13 protein-coding genes and 3 rRNA genes are annotated in these 21,996 nt (G+C 62.3%); 1 reads left to right on the forward strand and 15 read right to left on the reverse strand.

The features are described from left to right. Positions 1–183: 183 nt before the first annotated feature. The 8 genes from rrf to argH form a co-directional block, all read right to left on the reverse strand. Positions 184–300: ribosomal RNA gene (rrf, locus tag ACT7DV_RS00005) — 5S ribosomal RNA — on the reverse strand. Positions 301–464: 164 nt separating this feature from the next. After that, positions 465–3,597: ribosomal RNA gene (locus tag ACT7DV_RS00010) — 23S ribosomal RNA — on the reverse strand. A gap of 642 nt (positions 3,598–4,239) precedes the next feature. Further along, a 16S ribosomal RNA gene (locus tag ACT7DV_RS00015) occupies positions 4,240–5,765 on the reverse strand. The 16S, 23S and 5S rRNA genes sit together here, the layout of an rRNA operon. Positions 5,766–6,285: 520 nt before the next feature. Then, complete coding sequence (tyrS, locus tag ACT7DV_RS00020) at positions 6,286–7,605, reverse strand: tyrosine--tRNA ligase (protein WP_444660338.1); 1,320 nt, start codon at positions 7,603–7,605, stop codon at positions 6,286–6,288. A gap of 178 nt (positions 7,606–7,783) precedes the next feature. Then, entirely contained in the window at positions 7,784–10,057 is a 2,274-nt protein-coding gene (locus ACT7DV_RS00025; RefSeq protein ID WP_444660339.1) for a HelD family protein, read from the reverse strand. A gap of 198 nt (positions 10,058–10,255) precedes the next feature. Continuing rightward, positions 10,256–10,804, reverse strand: coding sequence for an adenine phosphoribosyltransferase (locus tag ACT7DV_RS00030; RefSeq protein WP_444660340.1), 549 nt, complete (start codon positions 10,802–10,804; stop codon positions 10,256–10,258). Positions 10,805–10,887: 83 nt separating this feature from the next. Further along, positions 10,888–11,628 (reverse strand): maleylpyruvate isomerase family mycothiol-dependent enzyme, encoded by a 741-nt coding sequence (locus tag ACT7DV_RS00035; RefSeq protein WP_146278095.1) that lies wholly within the window; start codon positions 11,626–11,628, stop codon positions 10,888–10,890. Between the two features lie 103 nt (positions 11,629–11,731). Then, a complete protein-coding gene (gene argH, locus ACT7DV_RS00040) occupies positions 11,732–13,147 on the reverse strand; it encodes an argininosuccinate lyase (protein WP_444660341.1) in 1,416 nt (471 codons plus the stop codon). Between the two features lie 215 nt (positions 13,148–13,362). Between argH and ACT7DV_RS00045 the strand changes: the two genes are divergently transcribed. Continuing rightward, entirely contained in the window at positions 13,363–13,914 is a 552-nt protein-coding gene (locus ACT7DV_RS00045) for a macro domain-containing protein (protein ID WP_444660342.1), read from the forward strand. A 92-nt stretch (positions 13,915–14,006) separates the two neighbouring features. Here ACT7DV_RS00045 and ACT7DV_RS00050 read toward each other — a convergent pair whose 3' ends face one another. The 7 genes from ACT7DV_RS00050 to argC all read right to left on the reverse strand — a co-directional run bounded on the left by ACT7DV_RS00050 (position 14,007) and on the right by argC (position 21,879). Next, entirely contained in the window at positions 14,007–15,815 is a 1,809-nt protein-coding gene (locus tag ACT7DV_RS00050; RefSeq protein WP_444660343.1) for a hypothetical protein, read from the reverse strand. A 94-nt stretch (positions 15,816–15,909) separates the two neighbouring features. Next, positions 15,910–16,413: an arginine repressor gene (locus tag ACT7DV_RS00055; RefSeq protein ID WP_444660344.1), complete on the reverse strand. Its 504-nt coding sequence runs from the start codon at positions 16,411–16,413 to the stop codon at positions 15,910–15,912. Position 16,414: 1 nt separating this feature from the next. Next, a complete protein-coding gene (gene argF, locus ACT7DV_RS00060; protein WP_444660345.1) occupies positions 16,415–17,374 on the reverse strand; it encodes an ornithine carbamoyltransferase in 960 nt (319 codons plus the stop codon). Positions 17,375–17,423: 49 nt separating this feature from the next. Next, the gene (locus ACT7DV_RS00065; protein WP_444660346.1) at positions 17,424–18,680 is read right to left on the reverse strand and encodes an acetylornithine transaminase; all 1,257 of its coding nucleotides are present in this window, start codon (positions 18,678–18,680) and stop codon (positions 17,424–17,426) included. Further along, positions 18,677–19,615, reverse strand: coding sequence for an acetylglutamate kinase (gene argB, locus ACT7DV_RS00070; RefSeq protein ID WP_444660347.1), 939 nt, complete (start codon positions 19,613–19,615; stop codon positions 18,677–18,679). Before argB ends, ACT7DV_RS00065 begins: the two co-directional genes overlap by 4 nt. Positions 19,616–19,636: 21 nt before the next feature. Beyond that, the gene (gene argJ, locus ACT7DV_RS00075) at positions 19,637–20,851 is read right to left on the reverse strand and encodes a bifunctional glutamate N-acetyltransferase/amino-acid acetyltransferase ArgJ (protein ID WP_444660348.1); all 1,215 of its coding nucleotides are present in this window, start codon (positions 20,849–20,851) and stop codon (positions 19,637–19,639) included. Beyond that, positions 20,848–21,879: an N-acetyl-gamma-glutamyl-phosphate reductase gene (gene argC / locus ACT7DV_RS00080; protein WP_444660349.1), complete on the reverse strand. Its 1,032-nt coding sequence runs from the start codon at positions 21,877–21,879 to the stop codon at positions 20,848–20,850. The genes argJ and argC overlap by 4 nt, the downstream gene beginning before the upstream one ends. Between the last annotated feature and the right edge of the window lie 117 nt (positions 21,880–21,996).

Genomic DNA, 21,996 nt, shown 5'->3' on the forward strand with positions numbered 1-21,996 from the left:
GGTTCCCGGTCAGCGCCCAAAGGCTCGTTAAACAGGAAAAAAAAGGGGGGCCAGGCACCCACCCGAACCCCCACCAACCAACAACACCAACCAGCCATCCCGCCAACCAACCTGCAATGCTGGTTAAACAAGTTTGGGCCCCGACACACGATCGTGTCAGGGCCCAAACCATATTCAAGTTAAGTCCGGCGGTGACCTACTCTCCCACACCCTCACGAGTGCAGTACCATCGGCGCAATGGGCCTTAGCTTCCGGGTTCGGTATGGGACCGGGCGTTTCCCCCACGCTATGACCGCCGTAACAATCACGAAGCACACAAACCAATCCCTGGTCGTGTTTCCAGTGCCAGGGCCAAAGCCCTGCACCTGCAAAAAGTTTCATGGTTTCAGAGGTTGTTGTCTCGTAACCGCATAGTGAACGCGAGCAGCATTGAAAACTTCATTAGTTCAATATTGCATTATTGTGTGTTGAAAGTCATCGGCCTATTAGTACAGGTCAGCTACACAAGTCTTCAGTCCTTGCTTCCACATCCTGCCTATCAACCCAGTGGTCTAGCTGGGGGCCTCACACACTCAAGGTGCATGGAAATCTCATCTCGAAGCAGGCTTCCCGCTTAGATGCTTTCAGCGGTTATCCCTTCCCAACGTAGCTAATCAGCGATGCACTTGGCAGTACAACTGACACACCAGAGGTTAGTCCGTCCCGGTCCTCTCGTACTAAGGACAGCCCTTCTCAAATTTCCAACGCGCGCAGCGGATAGGGACCGAACTGTCTCACGACGTTCTAAACCCAGCTCGCGTACCGCTTTAATGGGCGAACAGCCCAACCCTTGGGACCTACTCCAGCCCCAGGATGCGACGAGCCGACATCGAGGTGCCAAACCATGCCGTCGATATGGACTCTTGGGCAAGATCAGCCTGTTATCCCCGAGGTACCTTTTATCCGTTGAGCGACGGCCCTTCCACGAGGTGCCGCCGGATCACTAGTCCCGACTTTCGTCCCTGCTCGAGCTGTCACTCTCACAGTCAAGCTCCCTTGTGCACTTACACTCGACACCTGATTGCCAACCAGGCTGAGGGAACCTTTGGGCGCCTCCGTTACATTTTAGGAGGCAACCGCCCCAGTTAAACTACCCATCAGGCACTGTCCCTGAACCAGATCATGGTCCGAAGTTAGGTGACCGATACAGCCAGAGTGGTATTTCAACGATGACTCCACCTGAACTAGCGTCCAAGCTTCACAGTCTCCCACCTATCCTACACAAGCTGCACCGAACACCAATACCAAACTATAGTAAAGGTCTCGGGGTCTTTCCGTCCTGCTGCGCGTAACGAGCATCTTTACTCGTACTGCAATTTCGCCGAGTTCATGGTTGAGACAGCGGGGAAGTCGTTACTCCATTCGTGCAGGTCGGAACTTACCCGACAAGGAATTTCGCTACCTTAGGATGGTTATAGTTACCACCGCCGTTTACTGGGGCTTAAATTCTCAGCTTCGCCTCACGGCTAACCAGTCCTCTTAACCTTCCAGCACCGGGCAGGAGTCAGTCCGTATACATCGTCTTGCGACTTCGCACGGACCTGTGTTTTTAGTAAACAGTCGCTTCCCCCTGGTCTCTGCGGCCCACACCCGCATCAGAGGAGCAAGTCCTCATCACGGGGCAGGCCCCCCTTCTTCCGAAGTTACGGGGGCATTTTGCCGAGTTCCTTAACCATGATTCTCTCGATCGCCTTAGTATTCTCTACCTGATCACCTGTGTCGGTTTGGGGTACGGGCGGACTGGGACCTCGCGCCGATGCTTTTCTAGGCAGCATAGGATCACCGAATCACCCGCCAAAGCGGGCGCCTATCAGGTCTCAGAATCAATGAGCGGCGGATTTGCCAACCACTCTTCCTACACCCTTGGACCAGGTCAATTCCATTGCCTGGCTCGGCTACCTTCCTGCGTCACACCTGTTAATACGCTGACCTCACTGCATCGGTTCCCACCACATCACACAACCAGCAACCCGAAGGCCGCAACAGCCATGATCCATCATGGTTAGCATCCACAGCTCAGTATGGGCGGTCCTTCGCCGGTACGGGAATATCAACCCGTTATCCATCGACTACGCCTGTCGGCCTCGCCTTAGGCCCCGACTAACCCAGGGCAGATTAGCTTAACCCTGGAACCCTTGATCATTCGGCGGACGGGTTTCTCACCCGTCATTCGCTACTCATGCCTGCATTCTCACTCGTATAGCGTCCACCGCTGGTTTCCACCGCGACTTCACCCGCTATACGACGCTCCCCTACCCATCCAAACACCCAATCGAAACCAGGTTAATATTTGAATGACGCAACTTCGGCGGTGTGCTTGAGCCCCGCTACATTATCGGCGCGGAATCACTTGACCAGTGAGCTATTACGCACTCTTTCAAGGGTGGCTGCTTCTAAGCCAACCTCCTGGTTGTCACAGCAACTCCACATCCTTTCCCACTTAGCACACGCTTAGGGGCCTTAGTTGGCGTTCTGGGCTGTTTCCCTCTCGACTATGAAGCTTATCCCCCACAGTCTCACTGCTGCGCTCTCACTTACCGGCATTCGGAGTTTGGCTAAGGTCAGTAACCTTGTAGGGCCCATCGCCTATCCAGTAGCTCTACCTCCAGCAAGAAACACGCAACGCTGCACCTAAATGCATTTCGGGGAGAACCAGCTATCACGAAGTTTGATTGGCCTTTCACCCCTACCCACAGCTCATCCCCTCCATTTTCAACTGAAGTGGGTTCGGTCCTCCACACGCTCTTACACGCGCTTCAACCTGGCCATGGGTAGATCACTTCGCTTCGGGTCTAGACCGTGCCACTCAAACGCCCTATTCAGACTCGCTTTCGCTACGGCTACCCCACACGGGTTAACCTCGCGACACAGCACTAACTCGCAGGCTCATTCTTCAAAAGGCACGCCATCACCCAGGAACAAGTCCCAGGCTCTAACGGATTGTAAGCGCACGGTTTCAGGTACTATTTCACTCCCCTCCCGGGGTACTTTTCACCATTCCCTCACGGTACTGATTCACTATCGGTCATCAAGTAGTATTCAGGCTTACCAGGTGGTCCTGGCAGATTCACACAAGGTTTCACGGGCCCCGTGCTACTCGGGTATCAACACTAGAACGGCAGACACGCATTACACCTACGGGACTATCACCCTCTATGGTCCGGCATTCCAACCGATTCACCTATACGCCTGCACCTCATCCCACCAGCAAGATAGCACTGGTACATGTTGACCCCACAACCCCGACGATGCAACGCCTATCCGCTATCACACACCAACCGGTTTAGCCCCATCCGCGTTCGCTCGCCACTACTAACGGAATCACTATTGTTTTCTCTTCCTGCGGGTACTGAGATGTTTCACTTCCCCGCGTTCCCTCCACACAGCCTATACATTCAGCTGCAGGTCACACCACATAACATGGTGCGGGGTTCCCCCATTCGGAAATCCTGGTATCAACGTCCGGTTATCGACTCCACCAGGCTTATCGCAGATTCCCACGTCCTTCATCGGCTCTTGATGCCAAGGCATCCACCGTGCGCCCTTAAAAACTTCAACACAAAACAAAGTTCTCAGAATTGAGCAATAAAACAATCTAACAAAATCACGCAGACAAGACTCAAACACCCAAGAATCCAAGGAAAAGGACCCCAGAGCTCATCTCATCTGCAAGATGCTCGCGTTCACTATACAGTTCCCAAACAACAACCCCGCACCCCCGCAAACACACCCGCAGCAACAACCCGCAACCCCCACCCCAAAGGATGAAAACCACAAACCATCACCGCCCAGGCACGCCCACGGCAAACACAGGACAAACACCGAAACACCAAGAACCCCTCAAAACCCCAGCCAACAACCACCACCAACCCCCAACACGCACCAAAGCGCATCAAAAGCCAGCAGCCAATCATCAACCAGGCAAGGAGGCTTGTTGCCTCAAAACCCAACAGCATGCCAAACCATACAAGCCGCACAACACCACCACCATCTTTCCAGCACCCCAAAGGATGCGTACTCGACAACGGCAACGCCGCACAGCCACAGCCAGTACCCCGCCCGCACCACACAACCCCACAAAGGGCCGATCAGGCACACGCGCTTTCCAGTACTGAGTTCATTGATATTCCACCCATGAGCAACCCACCCGGACAACACTCGTGTCCAGCATGGGCAACCAAAAAATGGTTAGCTCCTTAGAAAGGAGGTGATCCAGCCGCACCTTCCGGTACGGCTACCTTGTTACGACTTAGTCCCAATCGCCAGTCCCACCTTCGACGACTCCCCCCACACAAGGTGGTTAGGCCATCGGCTTCGGGTGTTACCAACTTTCGTGACTTGACGGGCGGTGTGTACAAGGCCCGGGAACGTATTCACCGCAGCGTTGCTGATCTGCGATTACTAGCGACTCCGACTTCATGGGGTCGAGTTGCAGACCCCAATCCGAACTGAGACCGGCTTTTAGGGATTAGCTCCACCTCACAGTATCGCAACCCATTGTACCGGCCATTGTAGCATGCGTGAAGCCCAAGACATAAGGGGCATGATGATTTGACGTCATCCCCACCTTCCTCCGAGTTGACCCCGGCAGTCTCCCATGAGTCCCCACCACTACGTGCTGGCAACATGGAACGAGGGTTGCGCTCGTTGCGGGACTTAACCCAACATCTCACGACACGAGCTGACGACAACCATGCACCACCTGTGAACCAGCCCCGAAGGGAAACCCCATCTCTGGAGCGGTCTGGCACATGTCAAGCCTTGGTAAGGTTCTTCGCGTTGCATCGAATTAATCCGCATGCTCCGCCGCTTGTGCGGGCCCCCGTCAATTCCTTTGAGTTTTAGCCTTGCGGCCGTACTCCCCAGGCGGGGCACTTAATGCGTTAGCTACGGCGCGGAAAACGTGGAATGTCCCCCACACCTAGTGCCCAACGTTTACGGCATGGACTACCAGGGTATCTAATCCTGTTCGCTCCCCATGCTTTCGCTCCTCAGCGTCAGTAAATGCCCAGAGACCTGCCTTCGCCATCGGTGTTCCTCCTGATATCTGCGCATTTCACCGCTACACCAGGAATTCCAGTCTCCCCTACATCACTCTAGTCTGCCCGTACCCACCGCAGATCCGAGGTTGAGCCTCGGACTTTCACGGCAGACGCGACAAACCGCCTACGAGCTCTTTACGCCCAATAAATCCGGATAACGCTTGCGCCCTACGTATTACCGCGGCTGCTGGCACGTAGTTAGCCGGCGCTTCTTCTGCAGGTACCGTCACTTTCGCTTCTTCCCTACTGAAAGAGGTTTACAACCCGAAGGCCGTCATCCCTCACGCGGCGTCGCTGCATCAGGCTTCCGCCCATTGTGCAATATTCCCCACTGCTGCCTCCCGTAGGAGTCTGGGCCGTGTCTCAGTCCCAGTGTGGCCGGTCACCCTCTCAGGCCGGCTACCCGTCGTCGCCTTGGTGAGCCATTACCTCACCAACAAGCTGATAGGCCGCGAGTCCATCCCCCACCGATAAATCTTTCAACAAACCACCATGCGGTGAAAAGTCATATCCGGTATTAGACCCAGTTTCCCGGGCTTATCCCAAAGTCGGGGGCAGGTTACTCACGTGTTACTCACCCGTTCGCCACTAATCCACCCAGCAAGCTGGGCTTCATCGTTCGACTTGCATGTGTTAAGCACGCCGCCAGCGTTCATCCTGAGCCAGGATCAAACTCTCCATAAAAAACAAAAAGCCACCGAAACCCCTCGGAAAATAAGGGAGAATCAATGAAAAAATCCTGGCGAATAAAAAACACTCAAGAACACTGCACGGGGGTGCAATGCCTCAAGCAAATGTTATGTATTCACCAAATAAAAATATTCGGTATCAACAAACTTGGCACACTATTGAGTTCTCAAACAACAAACACTCTCGACACCACAACCACCACAAACTCGGCGGCTGCTTCGCTCCGGAGCAACTTTTCAAGCTTACCACCACGTTGACCAAAGTCAACTCGATGTTTCCAGCTCGTTCACCCCGCTGTTTCCTGCAGGCCTTTTCGGCCCGTCCGGATCAGCGGCGCGAGATAAGACTCTACACGGATTCCCAGCAGACGCAAAATCGGAAAGCGTGTCGGATTTTGGCCTCAAATCATGCACTGACTAGGGAATATCAGTTCCGGGTACAACAAAACCACCAAAAAAGTGTGCTGCTTCACAACATTTTTGGTGGTTTCGTGTAGTTCGCCGGTATTGCAGTCCTACTGCGCCAGCTCGATCACGGCCATGTTCTTCTTGCCGCGTCGAACGATGGCATAGCGTCCGTGCAGGAAGTCGGCCACGCTGAGCACGGTGTCGATGCCTTCAACCTTTTCGTTGTTCACATACGCTCCGCCCTCGCTCACTGTGCGTCGGGCCTCCGACTGCGACTTGCTCAAGCCCGATGCATGCAGCACATTCAGGATGCCCAGATCGCCGGCCTCAACCTTGGCGGTTGGAAGCTCGGCGATGACCGATTCCAAGGTAGGCAAGTCGATCGCGCCCAGATCGCCATTGCCGAATACTGCGGCCGAAGCAGCGATCACCTGCTCGGCGGCCTGCTCCCCATGGACCAGGGACGTCACTTCCCAGGCCAAGGTGCGCTGGGCAACGCGCTTGAATGGGCGCTCGGCAACTTCGGCCTCAAGCTCGGCGATCTGCTCGCGGGTCAAGAAGGTGAAGACCTTCAAGCGGTCGATCACATCGGCATCAGCCGTGTTCAACCAGAACTGGTAGAAGGTGTACGGGCTGCACATTTCTGCATCCAGCCAGATGGCATTGCCTTCGGACTTGCCGAATTTGGTGCCGTCCGAGTTGGTGATCAGCGGGGTGCCGTAGGCGTGCACCGAATTGCCCTGAACCTTGCGGATCAGATCGGTGCCGCTGGTCAGGTTGCCCCACTGGTCCGAGCCGCCGGTCTGCAGGGTGCAGCCGTACTGGCGGTTCAGCTCCAGGAAGTCGTAGCCCTGCAGCACCTGGTAGGAGAATTCGGTGTAGCTGATTCCCTCGTCGGAGTTCAGGCGCGCGGCAACGATCTCCTTCTTGACCATGGTGCCCACACGGAAGTACTTGCCCACGTCGCGCAGGAAGTCCAGCGCGGAAAGCTGCTGGGTCCAGTCCAGATTGTTCACCAGCTGTACCGCGTTCTCCCCCTCGGCAGAGAGGAAGCGCGAAACCTGGGCCTGGAGCTTGGCGACCCATTCGGTCACGGTCTCCTTGGTGTTCAAGGTGCGCTCCGCGGTTTGGCGCGGATCGCCGATCAAGCCGGTGGAACCGCCGACCAAGGCCAGCGGCTTGTGGCCGGCCAGCTGCAGGCGGCGCATGTTCAGCAGCTGCACCAGGTTGCCCAGGTGCAGGGAAGGCGCAGTGGGGTCGAACCCGCAATAGTAGGTCACAGTCTCTTCGGACAGGGCGCGTTCCAGCTCGGTCTCATCGGTGGATACGTGCACCAGGCCGCGCCACTTCAGTTCCTGCCAGACGTTCTGAAAAGATGCGTCGTTGTTCTGACCCGCAATCACGGGATTCTGCTTGGTATCAGACATGCTCACTGTGACCATTTTCTGTCTTCGTTCTGCCCCTGTTACGCGTGAAGATCTCACGCGGTTCTGCTTTTGCACCGCGAGTTGGGGTTGCCGTCTCGGCGCGCAGTTCCCAGATTATCGCTTGGCCATGGACAAGTGCCAGTTGCCGGTCCCCGCCCTTGGTCACATCTGCTCGCGCCTAGTCCAATCCCTCGGGAAGCGGCTGGCTATGCACCAGATGCAGGCGCTGGGTGGTGCGGGTCATCGCCACATACAAATCCCCCACGCCGCCGTCGACTTCCGCAACCAGCTGTGCGGGTTCCAGGATCAGCACACCGTCGAATTCCAGGCCCTTGGACTCGCGGGCGGTGATCACCACGATGTCCTGGCTCAATCCGCCCGATCCGGTGCCCACCCGATCGCCATGGACTTCCCTCACCGCAGAACGGATCCGGCCAAGGTCCTGCTGCGGAACGATAACCGCCTGCAGGCCGCCAGCGGAATAGGCCAATTCCTGGGCGAGCGCATCAAGAACCGCTGCGTCCAGATGCTCCTGCGTGGTTTTGGTGATCACCGGTGGCCAGTCGCCCTCGCGCACAGCCTGCGGTGTGGTGATGCGCAAGCCCGCGGCCTGGGCCACGCGCACAGCGGCATCGGCAATCTGTGCCGGGGTGCGGTAGTTGACCGTCAGCTCCTCAAGGTCGAACCGCTCCCCGAAGAATGGCTTGAGCGCCTGGGACCAGCTGTTGGCGCCCGAAGCCGCCGAGGTCTGCGCGATATCGCCCACGATGGTGAAGGACTTCATCGGGCAGCGGCGCACCAGCAGGCGCCACTGCATGGGCGAAAGCTCCTGTGCCTCGTCAACGACGATGTGCCCGTAGGCCCAGGTGCGATCGGCCACCGCGCGTTCGGCTGCGGAGAGCTTCGCTGCGGTTTCCTGGTTCACCCCGGCTACCTGTTCGGCGGTGATCACGCCATCGATGCCGGCGTTTTCCAGCATGGTGTGCATATTGGTCAACGCGGCCTTGGCGTTTTCGACATCCGCCTCATACTGCGCGGAGTGGGCGGCCGCATTGGGGTCCGCAAAGTCGCCGAGCAGCTGCGCGGCCTCATCCAGCAGCGGCACATCGGCCTCGGTGAACGGGGAGTTGGCGCGGCGGTACAGGGCGTCGCGCTCGGACTCCTTCAGGTGAGGCGCGGCGGCGGCGAGCAGGTGCGGGGTGGCAAAAAGCTCGGCCACCAGCTGCTGCGGGGTCATCGGCATCCAGCACAGGTTCAGCGCCACGCGCACATCGTGCGATTCGCGCACTTCCTGGGGAAGGTAGGAGCGGTCGGTGGTCGAGGACTGCCCGGCCGATTCCTCCAGCTTGCGGCGCAGCTGCTCGGCCAGGTCGCCCACCAGCACCTTTACGAATGTTTCGCGGGCCTCGTTATAGGGCTTGTGGGTGTGGCGGGCGCGTTCGCGCGCGTTGCGGACCATCTTCGGGGTCAGCGTCAGGCGGGTGCCCTCCACTACCACGGTGCGGTCAGCGGGAATCAGGCGCTGGCGGTTGCGCACGGCGTTGGCGACGACCTTGGCCATCGAAATATGGCCCTTGAGCCGGGCGACGGTGCGGTTGGTTTCGGGCACCGCATGCAGCCCGTGGTACAGATCGCCCACCGAGGACATCACCACGCCGGTCTCGCCCAGAGAGGGCAGCACGCGCTCGATGTAGCGCATGAAGGAATTCGACGGGCCGACGATCAGCACGCCGGCGTTCTTGAGCCGTTCGCGGTATTCGTAGAGCAGGAAGGCGGCACGGTGCAGAGCCACCGCGGTCTTGCCGGTGCCCGGACCGCCCTGGACCACCACCGCGCCGGGCAGCTGCGCGCGGATGATCGCGTCCTGCTCGGCCTGGATGGTGCCGACAATATCGCCCATGCGGCCGGTGCGCTTTTCGCGCAGGGCAGCCATCAGCGCGCCCTCGCCGTGATGGGTATGCCCCTCATCCAACCAGGTCTCGTCGAGCACGTCGTCTTCGATCCCGGCCACGCTCCGGCCCTTGAGCATCAGGTGGCGGCGGCGGCGCACCCCGCGCGGGTTCAGCGCGGTGGCCTGGTAGAAGGGGGCGGCCTCGGAAGCGCGCCAGTCGATCATCAGCCGGTTCAGCTCTTCATCGGACAGGCCGATGCGCCCGATGTAGCGCGGGCCCTGTTCCTGCTCCTGGTCTTTCATGTCCAGCCGCCCGAAAACCAGCCGGTCCTGGACCGCGTCCAGCTGGGCGATCCGGTCCTCGTACAAGGTAGCGAAGGAGTCGCGCTCGGACATGTTCTGGAAGGTTCCAACGGCTCCCTGGGCCCGGGTGCGCTCAAGCTGCTCGACCTTTTCGGCGCGCAGTTCGTCGAGCCGCTCATACAAGCGGCCCACATACTCGGATTCAGCCAACAAGTCGCGTTCGATCGTCTCGGTCAACCTGGTTCCCTTCGCGCTCACAATCTGCATCCTGCGCAAAATCACAGGACAGATAATAATACGCGCCTTTAATCGCTGGCCGGTAATCCTCCGGGCGGGCTGGTGCGGCCCCTGGGCCATGTGGCGCCAGCTGTCCGCCTGCTGCTCGCTGTCATGGTCCGCCGGCTGTTCGCCAGCGGCGTGAAACACTGCGCAGTATTACTGCGATCGGCCGTGAAATCAGGAGTGGACGACCTGCAGGGAATGCACTGTGTGCCCTTCCAGCTTTCCGCGTCCGTTCAAGCCATTCAGTTCCAGCACCACGCCGACTCCGGCGACCACGGCACCGGTTTTTTCAATCAAGCGCACCGAGGATCCGACCGTGCCGCCGGTGGCGAGCACATCGTCGAGGATCAGCACGCGGGTGCCCGGCGCGATCTCGTCCTTGTGCACTTCCAGGCAGCTGGTGCCGTATTCCAGGGTGTACTCGTCGCGGTAGACCTCGCGTGGCAGCTTGCCTGCCTTGCGGATCGTGAGCATGCCCTTGCCCGAGGCATAGGCGGCGGCCGCGGCCAGCACAAAACCGCGTGCCTCAAGGCCAGCGACAATGTCGAATTGCCCTTCAAAGGGGGCGATCAGCTCGTCAACCATGCGGCGCAAGCCCACCGGATCGGCGAAAACCGGAGTCAGGTCCTTGAAGGAGATCCCGGGCTGCGGATAGTCGGGGACGATCTTGCTCAGTCGGTCCAGCAGGTCGCTAATGCTCTCAGAAGTAGTCACGCCTAGCAATTTTAGTCCTTCTGCCCGCCCGATGATGCGTCAGGATGCATAATCATGAGCACATTTTGGGCGCTGCCCATGCAATGGCGTGCTTAACGTTCCATCAATCGGTCGCTGGGCCACGGCAGCAATTGCGGATCGGCAGCCCCGTCGGCGGCGGCCGTGACACGGATGGAACCAGGAATTTCGCGGCCGGCAAGCCACGCCGCCAGGTCGAAATCGGTGCCGGACAGCACCCAGGACTTCTCGCCTTGCCCCAAGACCATGCGGGCCTTGCCATGCGGCTGGAGGACCAGGCGCGTTCCTTGCGGCACGCGGGCCACCAGCGCCCTGAATAAATGGGCGCAGAATTCTGCCGGCCAGGTGGCCGGGGGCCGGATTGCCCGATCAAGGTCCGTAGCGTGGATCAGCATTTCCCGCCACGTTGCGTACATCATGTCCGCGACCTGCGCCCCGGGACGATATCCGACGCCCGCCTCCCACTTCTGCTCGGCCTGCGGCAAGGACGCACGCAGTTGGGCTAGCGCTTCAAGGGCCAAAGCCTGCAAGGATTCGGGGCGCATCAGCGCGGTCATGTTGATGGCCTCGATCCGCCCTTCGGCTCCCCCGTCGTACATTGGCGGCAAATCCTCGGTGCCGGCACGCTCAAACTGGCGCACCGCCGCTTTGGCCAGGGAAGCCAAATGGGCGATCAGCTGCGCGGTGCTCCAGCCCGGCAGCGAACTGGGTTTGGCGTAATCGGCGGCCGGGACCCCGCGCAATTGATCGGCCAGTTCGTCCAATGCGGAGGTGACTTGTGCGATAAGGTCGGCGGGAGCCAAAAGTTGTGCCATAGCACACACTTTAGCGCGGGTTGCGGGTTAACGCGCAAGCGGCCACCACGCGGAGCATTCCGCATGGTGGCCGCCGCAAGCGGGCAGGCCGCGTGGCTGGACGCTAGCTGGCCCACGCCTTGATTTCCGCCAGCTGGCGTTCGAATTCCACCAGCTGGGCCGCAACGGCGCTCGGCGCGGTGCCGCCCTGGCCGTTGCGCGCGTTCAGCGAGCCTTCGGTGGAGAGGACCTCGCGGACCTGCGGGGTCAGGTGCTCGGAAATGCCGGCGTACTCCGCGTCGGTCAGATCCCACAATTCCACGCCCCGAGATTCGGCCAGCTGCACCGCGGCGCCGGAGAGCTCGTGCGCATCGCGGAATGGCACGCCCTGGCGGACCAGCCATTCGGCAATATCGGTGGCCAGCGCGAAGCCCTGCGGCGCCAATTCGGCCATGCGCTCGGTGTTGAAGGTCAACGTGCCCATCATGCCGGCGACGGCCGGGAGCAGGATTTCCAAGGTGTCCGCGGCGTCGAAGACCGGTTCCTTGTCCTCCTGCAGGTCGCGGTTGTAGGCCAGCGGCAGCGCCTTGAGGGTGGCCAGCAGGCCGGTGAGATCGCCGATCAGGCGCCCGGCCTTGCCGCGGGCCAGCTCGGCGATATCCGGGTTCTTCTTCTGCGGCATGATCGAGGAGCCGGTGGAGAAGGAATCGTGCAGCTTCACGAAGCTGAATTCCTTGGTGGCCCAGAGGATCACTTCCTCCGAAACGCGGGAGAGATCGACTCCGATCATCGCGGCGATCCAAGAGAATTCGGCAAAAACGTCACGGGCGGCGGTGCCATCAATCGAGTTGTGCACCGCAGAGTCGAAGCCGAGCTCGGCCGCGACGAAGTTCGGATCCAGGCCGAGGGTCTGGCCGGCCAGCGCACCAGAGCCATAGGGGGAAACCGCAGCGCGCTTATCCCAATCGGCCAGGCGCTGCACGTCGCGCAGCAGCGGCCAGGAGTATGCCAGCAGCAGGTGCGAAAGCAGGATCGGCTGCGCGTGCTGCAGGTGGGTGCGCCCCGGCATCGGCGCATACGGGTGGGCCTTGGCCTGTTCGACCATGGCATCGAGGGTGTCGATCACGCCGCGGGCAATGATGCGTGCATGGTCCCGCAGGAACATCCGGCCCAGGGTCGCGATCTGGTCATTGCGCGAGCGTCCGGCGCGCAGCTTGCCGCCGAGCTGGGTGCCCGCGCGCTCGAGCAATCCGCGCTCGAGGGACCCGTGCACGTCTTCGTCGGATTCCGCGGCGACGTAGGCCTCGGATTTAACATCTGCTTCCAGCTGGTCCAGGGCGGCGATCATGTCGATCAGCTCGGCATCGGTGAGCAGGCCGGCGCGGTTGAGCACCTTGGCGTGGGCACGCGAACCGGCAATGTCATAGCTGGCCAAGCGCCAGTCGAAATGGGTTGACTTGCTCAGCGCGGCCATTGCGTCCGCAGGGCCGCCGGAGAAGCGGCCGCCCCAGAGCGATCCTTCATTTGTTGACGAGGCCATGGCCCGTTCCTTTCTGCCGGTGAAAATTGCACTGCACCCCACTCTAGCAAAGTTTTATGCAATGTTGCTCATAAATATTCATTACGTCTAGGATTCATGCATTTTCCGCCATCGCCCGACACGCAGAAAACTCGATGTTTAACCTCTTCCAGTCCACAGCGCCCGGGCGTAAGGTGTTGCCATAACCGAATCGGAACTATCTTCGGAGGTACGAAATGGAAATCCAGTTGTACCGTGGTGACATCACCACCCTGCACGTTGATGCCATTGTGAACGCAGCCAACCCTTCACTTCTAGGTGGTGGCGGAGTTGATGGAGCAATTCATGAAGCTGCCGGCCCCAGCCTGCTGGCTGCCTGCCGAGAAGTCCGCGCACAGCGCTACCCCGACGGAATCCCTTCAGGAATCGCCGTGGCCACGAAGGCCGGAGATCTTGATGCGAAGTGGGTCATCCACACGGCCGCGCCGAATTTGGCGCTGATCAAGCCCAACCCAAAAATTTTGAACGATTGCTTCGTGAACTCGCTCTATGTGGCAGCACGCCACGATGCCCACTCGATCGCCTTCCCAGCCATCGGCGCCGGGGCCTTCGGCTGGGAGCCACGGCAGGTGGCAGACATCGCCCATGAAGCTATCGATCGCTGGATCGATACCAACAAGCACATCTCGCCGATCCACAAGATTGTGCTGGTAGCGCATACCGATGAGGTCCAGGCCGCTTTCGAGCGGGCCTTCGACCTCGACGCCGTCCAGGAATTGGCAGCCTGATCCCCGCAACGATCCCGGCAGAGCACTGCCGCGTCCTTCCTTAGCGAAGGGCGCGGCAGTGCTCATGTCCGGGGTGGTGGAAGCGCGCCTGGTCAGGTGCGGGCAAAATAGCTATTGCGCCGCGGCTGCTGTTCGCGATCCAGATGCCTGGGCAGAATGACGTAGGGCAAGCCCTTGATCTTCACCAGCCGCAAATACCCGCCGTGGACCATGACGTGATGGGTTGAGCACAGTGGACAGCAATCTTGCAGCCGGGTATGCCCGCCTTTGGACCACGGCTTGAAATGGTGGAATTCCAGCAATGCCGGTTCTGCGGTGCAGCCAGGCACCAGGCATCCGCCGTCGCGGTCACGGGCGGCAAGCTTCATCCACCGCGGGAAGAGCCGGGCATCGCGGCCGATGTCCATGATCACCCCGTCGGCGTTGTAGATCGGGCTCAGCACCTTCGCTTCGCACAGCATGGTGCGCAATTCGGGCGCGGAAAGCTTCACGCCGTGGGCGGTGATTCCGTGCAGCGAGGCCAGATCGTTGAGGTCCTCATAGCTGGCGTGCACGACGATTTCCGGGGTGATGCGCTTGGTGCTGTTTTCCGGGTCGGTATTGCGAAGCACCGCGTTCAGGGCGTTGAGCCTTCGCTCCGGGATGGTGCAGGAGCCGGGCATTGTCGGCGCGGCGGCACCGGGTGCTGTGCGATCGGGCGGATCTGCGTCGCTGGGCGGGGAATCTTCGCCGCCGGCCCATTCAGGCAGCGGATCATCGCTGTGCCAGAGCTCATCGGGCGCTTCACTGGGCGGTTCGCCGGGTAGTTCGCCGGCGGTCTGTTCATCGACCGGGGTTCCTTGATCCGGGGAATCTTCGTGCGAGGTTGCTTCTTCCAACGGTCCAGGATTCCCGGAGGGCTCGGACTGCTCTGGCTGATCGGGCTGAGGATTTTCGGACGCCTGGCGGGCGGCGGCTCCAGCCTGGGTGCGTTTGTTGTCGGCCTGCGCGATCAGCGAGATCCATAGCTCGGCATCCAATGCGCACACGCGGACAATGAATTCATGCACGCCATTGACGACCCTGCCACGGAAAAGGCCCAGCGGCGGAGTGCGGGTCTGCGCATGGGCGTCCTTGTACTCCTTGATGAGCGTCGCCAGGTGCTTTTGACGGGTGCGCACCGGGATTTCGGCCAGCAGCGCGCTGGCATGCTCCTCTAAGAGCGCTCCGTCGGGCGCGGTGGCGGTGGCCGAGGTGAGGATGCCGTCGAAGGTGGTGTCCTCGGGTTCGAACTTATCCAGCGCCCGGGCGATTTTGAGTACTTCGCGCGGATCGCGCAAGTGATGCAGATCAGGCGGCGACCAGGGCGAAGACGCGTTGGAGGAAGCGGCAAGCGGATTCGAAGCGGTGGCGAAATGCTCGGCCAGCATGGTGAAGCGCGGTGCGCAGGCGGCTCCGCTCACCTCGCGCCGGGCATGCACCCGATGCGCGTCGTCCACCCGGCGGGAAGCCTCGAAGTAGTTCAGGTCGAGCAGGTTGGCCAGCAGGTTTGCGGCGTCCTGGTAGACGGTGCGACCTGCGGCAAAGCGCGGTTCGGCGCTGAAGTCGGTGCGGCCGGCGCACAGATCGTCGAATTCCTGAAGATGCAGGGCATGGGCGGCGGTGGTCTCCACGAGGCTGGCGGCGACGATATTCGAGCGGGTGGCCTGGCGGCTGAAGGATTCTGCGAACTGGGCATAGGCCACGGCCGCGCGCGGGTCCGCCAGATGCTCGGCTTGGCGGGAAAGGCGGGCCATCAGCTTCAGGCACAGGGATTGGGCCTGCAACAATTGCGGTGCGCTCAGCAGTTGCTCATCATCCCCCTGATCGGCCATCTGGTCGGCCAGCGCGGCGATGGTGCGCGAGAGTTGCAGCAATTCCATGCACCGATGCTCCGGCGGCGGGCACCGATTAAGCAGCACGCCGCCGCGCACTGTGGATAAGTGCGCGGCGGCGTGGCTTGCTCAAGGGGCGCGGCTAGCGCGGTTCGGCCAGCTGCAGGAAGCGGGCGGCCACCTCGGCTCCCCCGTCGATATCCCGGGTGGTGACCATGATGGTGTCATCCCCGGCGATGCAGCCCAGGATCGAGGGCATCTGCGAGTGGTCGATGGCCAGGGCCAGCAGGTTCGCAGCCCCCGGCGGGGTGCGCAGCACCACGATGTTCCCGGAGGCTTCGGCGGTGACCAGCTGCTCGGCGCAGATCTTGGCCAGGCGCGCGTCGAGCACTTCCTGGGTGATGACGGTCTGCGGGGAGCGGTCCCCGCCTTCCTGGCGCACCGCGTAGATCAGCTGTCCGGAGTGGTCGCGGATGCGCACCGCGCCGATCTCCACCAGGTCGCGCGAGAGCGTGGCCTGGGTGACCTCCAGCCCGTCGTCCTTGAGCAGACCGAGCAGCTCGGCCTGGGACTTGACCGAGTTGTTGCCCAGAAAGGCGCGGATGCGGGCCTGCCGGGCGGTTTTGGTGCTTGGCTGGGCGGACATCCTAGAGCTCCACTCGCGAATCTTCGGCCAGGCCCGAGGCAACCATCAGCCAGGCCATCACGGCCTTCTGGGCGTGCACGCGGTTTTCCGCCTCGTCGAAGACCACCGATTGCGGGCCGTCGATCACCTCGGCGTCGATTTCGTAGCCGCGGTAGGCCGGCAGGCAGTGCAGCACGATGGCGTCGTCCTTGGCCAGCTTCATCGCCGCGGTGCTCACCGAGTAGTCGGTGAACAGCTTCAGCCGGGCTTCCTTCTCATCCTCCTGGCCCATGGATACCCAGGTGTCGGTGACCACCACGTCGGCGTCCTCCAGCGCGGCGGCGGCATCGGTGGTGATCGTGACCGATCCCCCGGTCAGCGCGGCGCGCTCCTGTGCGGCGGCGACGATCGAGGCGGCCGGCAGGTAGCCCTCGGGGCCGGCGATGCGCACGTGCATGCCGGCGGTGACCCCGGCCAGAAGGTAGGAGTTGGCCATGTTGTTCGCCGCATCGCCCAGGTAGCTCATTATCAGGCCCGCGGTTTTGCCCTTGTGCTCGCGCACGGTGAGCAGGTCGGCGATCAGCTGGCAGGGGTGGTAGTCATCGGACAGCGCATTGATCACCGGCACCGAGGAATTCGCGGCCATTTCCTCCAGCCCTGACTGGGCATAGGTGCGCCAGACGATGGTGGAGACCATGCGCTCGAGCACCTTGGCGGAGTCGGCGATGGATTCCTTGTGGCCCAGCTGGGATTCGCCGGAGTTGATGATCAGCGGTGATCCGCCCAGCTCGGCGATGCCGGCGTGGAAGGAGACCCGGGTGCGCGTGGAGGTCTTGTCGAAGAACACCGCAACGGTCTGCGGGCCGGCGTAGGGCTGGTAGCCGTACTTGTCAGCCTTCATTGCCGCGGCCAGATCGAGCACCTTGGACTGCTCGTCGGGGGTGAAATCCAGGTCGGTCAGGAAGTGGCGGGTGGCGCTCATGGGTGGTGCTCCTTTAAAGCTGGGGGCCGCAATGGGCGGGGGCGAAGTTCTAGGCGGAGGCGATCAGCTTCGGCAGGGCGGCCAGGAAGCTGCCCAATTGCTCTTGGGTGATCACCAATGGCGGGGCCAGGCGGATGGTGGAATCATCGGTGGCATTGATGATGAATCCGGCATCCAGCGCCGCGGCAACCAGCTTCGGGGCCTTGGCCTGGGCCAGCTCGAAGGCGGTGAGCATGCCTGCCCCGCGCACCGCGCTGATCCCGGGCACCGCAGCGAGCTGTTCGCGCAGCCAGTGGCCGTTGGACCGGACCTGGTCCAGCAGGTTCTGGGATTCGATGGTGTGGATGACCGCCAGGCCGGCGGCGCAGGCCACCGGGTTCCCGCCGAAGGTGGTCCCGTGGTCCCCCGGGGTCAGCCAGGCGGTGTTCTCCTGGCCGAAGACGATCATCGCGCCGATCGGGAAGCCGCCGCCCAGCCCCTTGGCCAGGGTCATGACATCCGGGATCACCGGTGCCGAGGCGAAGAAGGATCCGGTGCGGCCCATGCCGGTCTGCACCTCGTCGAAGACCAGCAGGGCGCCGGCTTCGCGGGTGATGTCGCGAGCCGCCTGGAGGTACTGCGCGGAGAGCATCTTCACGCCGGCTTCGCCCTGGATCGGCTCGATGAACACCGCGGATACGGTCTCGTCCACCGCGGCGCGCAGCGCATCGATGTCCCCGGAGGGGATCCAGCTGACATTCTCGGGCAGCGGGGCGAAGGGTGCGCGGTACTTTTCCTTGTGGGTCAGCGACAGCGCGCCCAGGGTGCGGCCGTGGAAGGCCTGTTCCAGGGCGACCACGCGGGTGCGCGGGGCATCTTCGGTGCCGGCGTTGCGCCGGGTGAGCTTCAGCGCGGCCTCGTTGGCTTCGGTGCCGGAGTTGGCGAAGAAGACCTTGGAGCCGGCCGGGGCGGCAGAAATTTCCAGCAGCTTTTCGGCCAGGGCGATCTGGCTCGGGGAGGTGAAGAAGTTCGACACGTGCCCCAAGGTGGCCAGCTGGCTGGCGATCACGCTGGTCAGCAGCGGATTGGCGTGGCCCAGGGTGTTGACCGCGATGCCGCCGAGCAAATCCAGGTACTGGTTGCCGTCGGCGTCCCAGACATGGCAGCCGGCCCCGCGCACGAGCACGCGCTGTGGGGCGCCGAAGACGCCCAGCAGGGACTGCTGGTAGCGCTCGGCGAGCACCGAAGAGGAGAGCTGGGCCAGCTCCTGCACTTGGTCGGTGGCCAGTTCAATGGTCTTGGGAGTGTGCGCGGTCTGCTCGTTCACTTGCCCTCCTTCAAGTTGGTGTGGGAGGCCGGGAGCACCTGGGTGCCCACGCCGGCGGTGGTGAAGATTTCCAGCAGCATCGAGTGCGGGGCCCGGCCATCGACGATGTGGGCCTGGCCCACGCCTTCGTCGACGGCTTTGAGGCAGGCGCCCATCTTGGGGATCATGCCCGATTCGAGGCTGGGCAGCATGCCGCGCAGCTCGTCGTTGGTGATCGAGCTGATCAGCGAGGACTTGTCCGGCCACGCCGCGTACAGGCCCTCCACGTCGGTGAGGATCACCAGCTTGGTGGCGCCCAGCGCGCTGGCCAGGGCGGCCGCGGCGGTATCCGCGTTGACGTTGAGCACCGCACCGGTCGGATCGCCCTGCGCGTCGAATTCCGGGGCGACGGTGGAAATGACCGGGATCATCCCGGCATCCACCAGCGAGTCCACCTGGTCGGTGCGCACCCGGGTGACCTCGCCGACCAGTCCCAGGTCCACCGGCAGCCCGTCGACCACGGTGCCGGTGCGGATCGCCTGCAAGGTGGCGCCGTCCTCCCCGGACATGCCCACCGAGTAGGGGCCGTGCGAGTTGATCAGGCCGACCAGGTCGCGCTGCACCTGCCCGGTGAGCACCATTCGCACCACGTCCATGGCTTCGGGGGTGGTCACGCGCAGCCCGCCGCGGAACTCGGACTTGATGCCCAAGGTGTCGAGCATCTTGTTGATCTGCGGGCCGCCGCCGTGCACCACCACCGGGTTGATTCCGGCATGGCGCAGGAACACGATGTCCTCGGCGAAGGCGCGGCGCAGCTGATCGTTGACCATGGCATTGCCGCCGTATTTGATGACCATGGTGGTTCCGGCAAAGCGCTGGATCCAGGGCAGCGCCTCGATCAGTGCTTCGGCTTTGGACTGGGCGATATCCAGGTTGGTGCGGGCGGTGTGGGCCATGGGTGATTCCTCGGGTGCAGCCTAGCTGGAGTAGGCGGAATTTTCGTGGACGTAGTCGTGGGTCAGGTCGTTGGTCAGCACGGTGGCTTCCTCGGTGCCCGCGTTCAGGTCGATCTCGATCGAGACATTGCGCTCCTCGAGCGAGACCAGGTTGCGGTCTTCGCCGACCCCTCCGTTCTTGCAGACCATGACGCCGTTGATCGACACGTTGAGCTGGTCGGGCTCGAAGGCGGCCTTGGTGGTGCCGACCTCGGAGAGCACCCGGCCCCAGTTCGGGTCCTTGCCGAAGACCGCGGTCTTGACCAGGTTGGAGCGCGAGACGGCCTTGGACACTTCCAGGGCGTCGGCCTCGGTAGCGGCGTTGAAGGTGCGGATCGCGATGGTGTGGTCCGCTCCCTCGGCATCCTCGATCAGCTTCGCGGCCAGCTCGCAGCAGGCGTCGGTGAGCGCGTCGGTGAACTCGGCGATGTCCGGGGTGGTGCCCGAGGCACCAGAGGCCAGCAGGAGCACGGTGTCATTGGTGGACATGCAGCCATCGGAGTCCGCGCGGTCGAAGCTCATCGCGGTGGCGGCGCGCAGCGCGGTGTCGGCCTGGGCGCTGCTGAGCACCGCGTCGGTGGTGAGCACCACGAGCATCGTGGCCAGCGCCGGGGCGAGCATGCCCGCGCCCTTGGCCATGCCGCCGATGGTGATCTGGGCCGAACCGGCCGGGCCCACCACGCGGGAGACCAGCTTGGGCACGGTATCGGTGGTCATGATGCCGGCGGCGGCCTCATCGGCGGCGGCCTGGCCGCTGGCCAGCGCCGTCGCGGCGGCTTCGATGCCGGGCAGCAGCTTGTCCATGGGCAGCTGCACGCCGATCAGCCCGGTGGAGGCCACGGCCACGTCCCCGGCGGAGACATCCAGCAGCCCGGCCGCGTATTCGGCGCTCTGGTGGGTGTTGCCGAAGCCTTCGGCACCGGTGCAGGCGTTGGCTCCGCCGGAGTTCAGCAGGACCGCGTCGATGCGGCCATCGGCCAGCACCTGCTTGGACCAGTGCACCGGGGCGGCGGCCACGCGGTTGGAGGTGAAGACCCCGGCCGCGGTGAACTGAGGCCCGAGGTTCTTGACCAGAACCACATCGTTCATGCCGGTGGACTTCAGCCCGGCTGGCACGCCGGCGGCGGTAAAACCGGCCGGGGCGGTGACACCCGTGGTGGCTGCCGATGGGTGGGTGCTGGTATAGGCGAGACTCACGGTGCGACTCCTTGCATGAGCAATCCGGTATTTTCTTCCAGGCCGAGCGCGATGTTCATCGACTGGACCGCGGCACCTGCGGTGCCCTTGGTGAGGTTATCCAGGGCGGCGGTGACGATGACCCGGTTGGCGTGCTCGTCGAAGGCCAGCTGCAGCTGGACGTGGTTGGAGCCCTGGACCGCACCGGTGGTCGGCCACTGGCCCTCGGGCAGCAGGTGCACGAACTGCTCGTTCGCGTAGGCCTGCTCCCAGGCGGCGCGCAGCGCCCCGGCGCTCGCCCCGGGCTTAACCTTGGCGGTGGCGGTGGTCAGGATGCCGCGCGGCATCGGGGCCAGGGTGGGGGTGAAGGACACGGTGACCGGCTGGCCGGTGAGCTTGGAGAAGCCCTGCTCCATTTCCGGGATGTGCCGGTGGATGCCGCCCACGCCGTAGGTGCTCATCGAGCCCATGACTTCGCTGCCCAGCAGGTTCGGCTTCAGCGACTTGCCGGCCCCCGAAGTGCCCGAGGCGGAAACGATGACCACGTCGTCGGCTTCCAGCAGCCCTGCGGCAAAGCCCGGAGCCAGGGCCAGCTGCCCGCCAGTGGGATAGCAGCCGGGCACGGCTACGCGGCGGGTGCCCACGAGCTTTTCGCGCTGGCCCGGGAGCTCAGGCAGGCCGTAGGGCCAGAAGCCGGCATGTTGTGAACCGTAGAATTTTTCCCAGGCGGCTGCGGATTCAAGCCGGTGGTCCGCACCGGCGTCGATGACCAGGGTGTTTTCCGGCAAGGCCGCGGCGACGGCGGCCGAGGCACCGTGCGGCAGGGCCAGGAATACGACGTCGTGCCCGGCGAGATTCTCTACCGTGGTGTCCACCAGGACGCGGTCGGCGAGCGCATGCAGGTGCGGTGCGATGGAACCGAGTCGCTGCCCGGCTTGGGAGTGCGCGGTGATCGCGCCAATCTCTACTTCTGGATGGGCTGCAAGGATGCGAAGGACCTCACCGCCGGCGTATCCGCTGGCGCCGGAGACAGCTACTGAAATCGTCATGATCAGATTCTATCGCGAAATATTCATGTGCGCTAATAAATATTCATAAAATACTTCGTCACGTAACCCGACATCCACCAAGTCCTGCCCCCACCATGGCGGGCAAAGTCCTAAACT

Source organism: Glutamicibacter sp. TV12E, from assembly GCF_052441935.1.
In the GTDB taxonomy this organism is placed as follows: domain Bacteria; phylum Actinomycetota; class Actinomycetes; order Actinomycetales; family Micrococcaceae; genus Glutamicibacter.

Excerpts from the sequence above, each read along its gene's own strand:
- tyrS (WP_444660338.1), bottom strand. The coding sequence starts at position 7,605 with ATGTCTGATACCAAGCAGAATCCCGTGATTGCGGGTCAGAACAACGAC.
- ACT7DV_RS00035 (WP_146278095.1), bottom strand. The coding sequence starts at position 11,628 with ATGGCACAACTTTTGGCTCCCGCCGACCTTATCGCACAAGTCACCTCC.
- argH (WP_444660341.1), bottom strand. The coding sequence starts at position 13,147 with ATGGCCTCGTCAACAAATGAAGGATCGCTCTGGGGCGGCCGCTTCTCC.
- ACT7DV_RS00045 (WP_444660342.1), top strand. The coding sequence starts at position 13,363 with ATGGAAATCCAGTTGTACCGTGGTGACATCACCACCCTGCACGTTGAT.
- ACT7DV_RS00050 (WP_444660343.1), bottom strand. The coding sequence starts at position 15,815 with ATGGAATTGCTGCAACTCTCGCGCACCATCGCCGCGCTGGCCGACCAG.
- ACT7DV_RS00055 (WP_444660344.1), bottom strand. The coding sequence starts at position 16,413 with ATGTCCGCCCAGCCAAGCACCAAAACCGCCCGGCAGGCCCGCATCCGC.
- argF (WP_444660345.1), bottom strand. The coding sequence starts at position 17,374 with ATGAGCGCCACCCGCCACTTCCTGACCGACCTGGATTTCACCCCCGAC.
- argB (WP_444660347.1), bottom strand. The coding sequence starts at position 19,615 with ATGGCCCACACCGCCCGCACCAACCTGGATATCGCCCAGTCCAAAGCC.
- argC (WP_444660349.1), bottom strand. The coding sequence starts at position 21,879 with ATGACGATTTCAGTAGCTGTCTCCGGCGCCAGCGGATACGCCGGCGGT.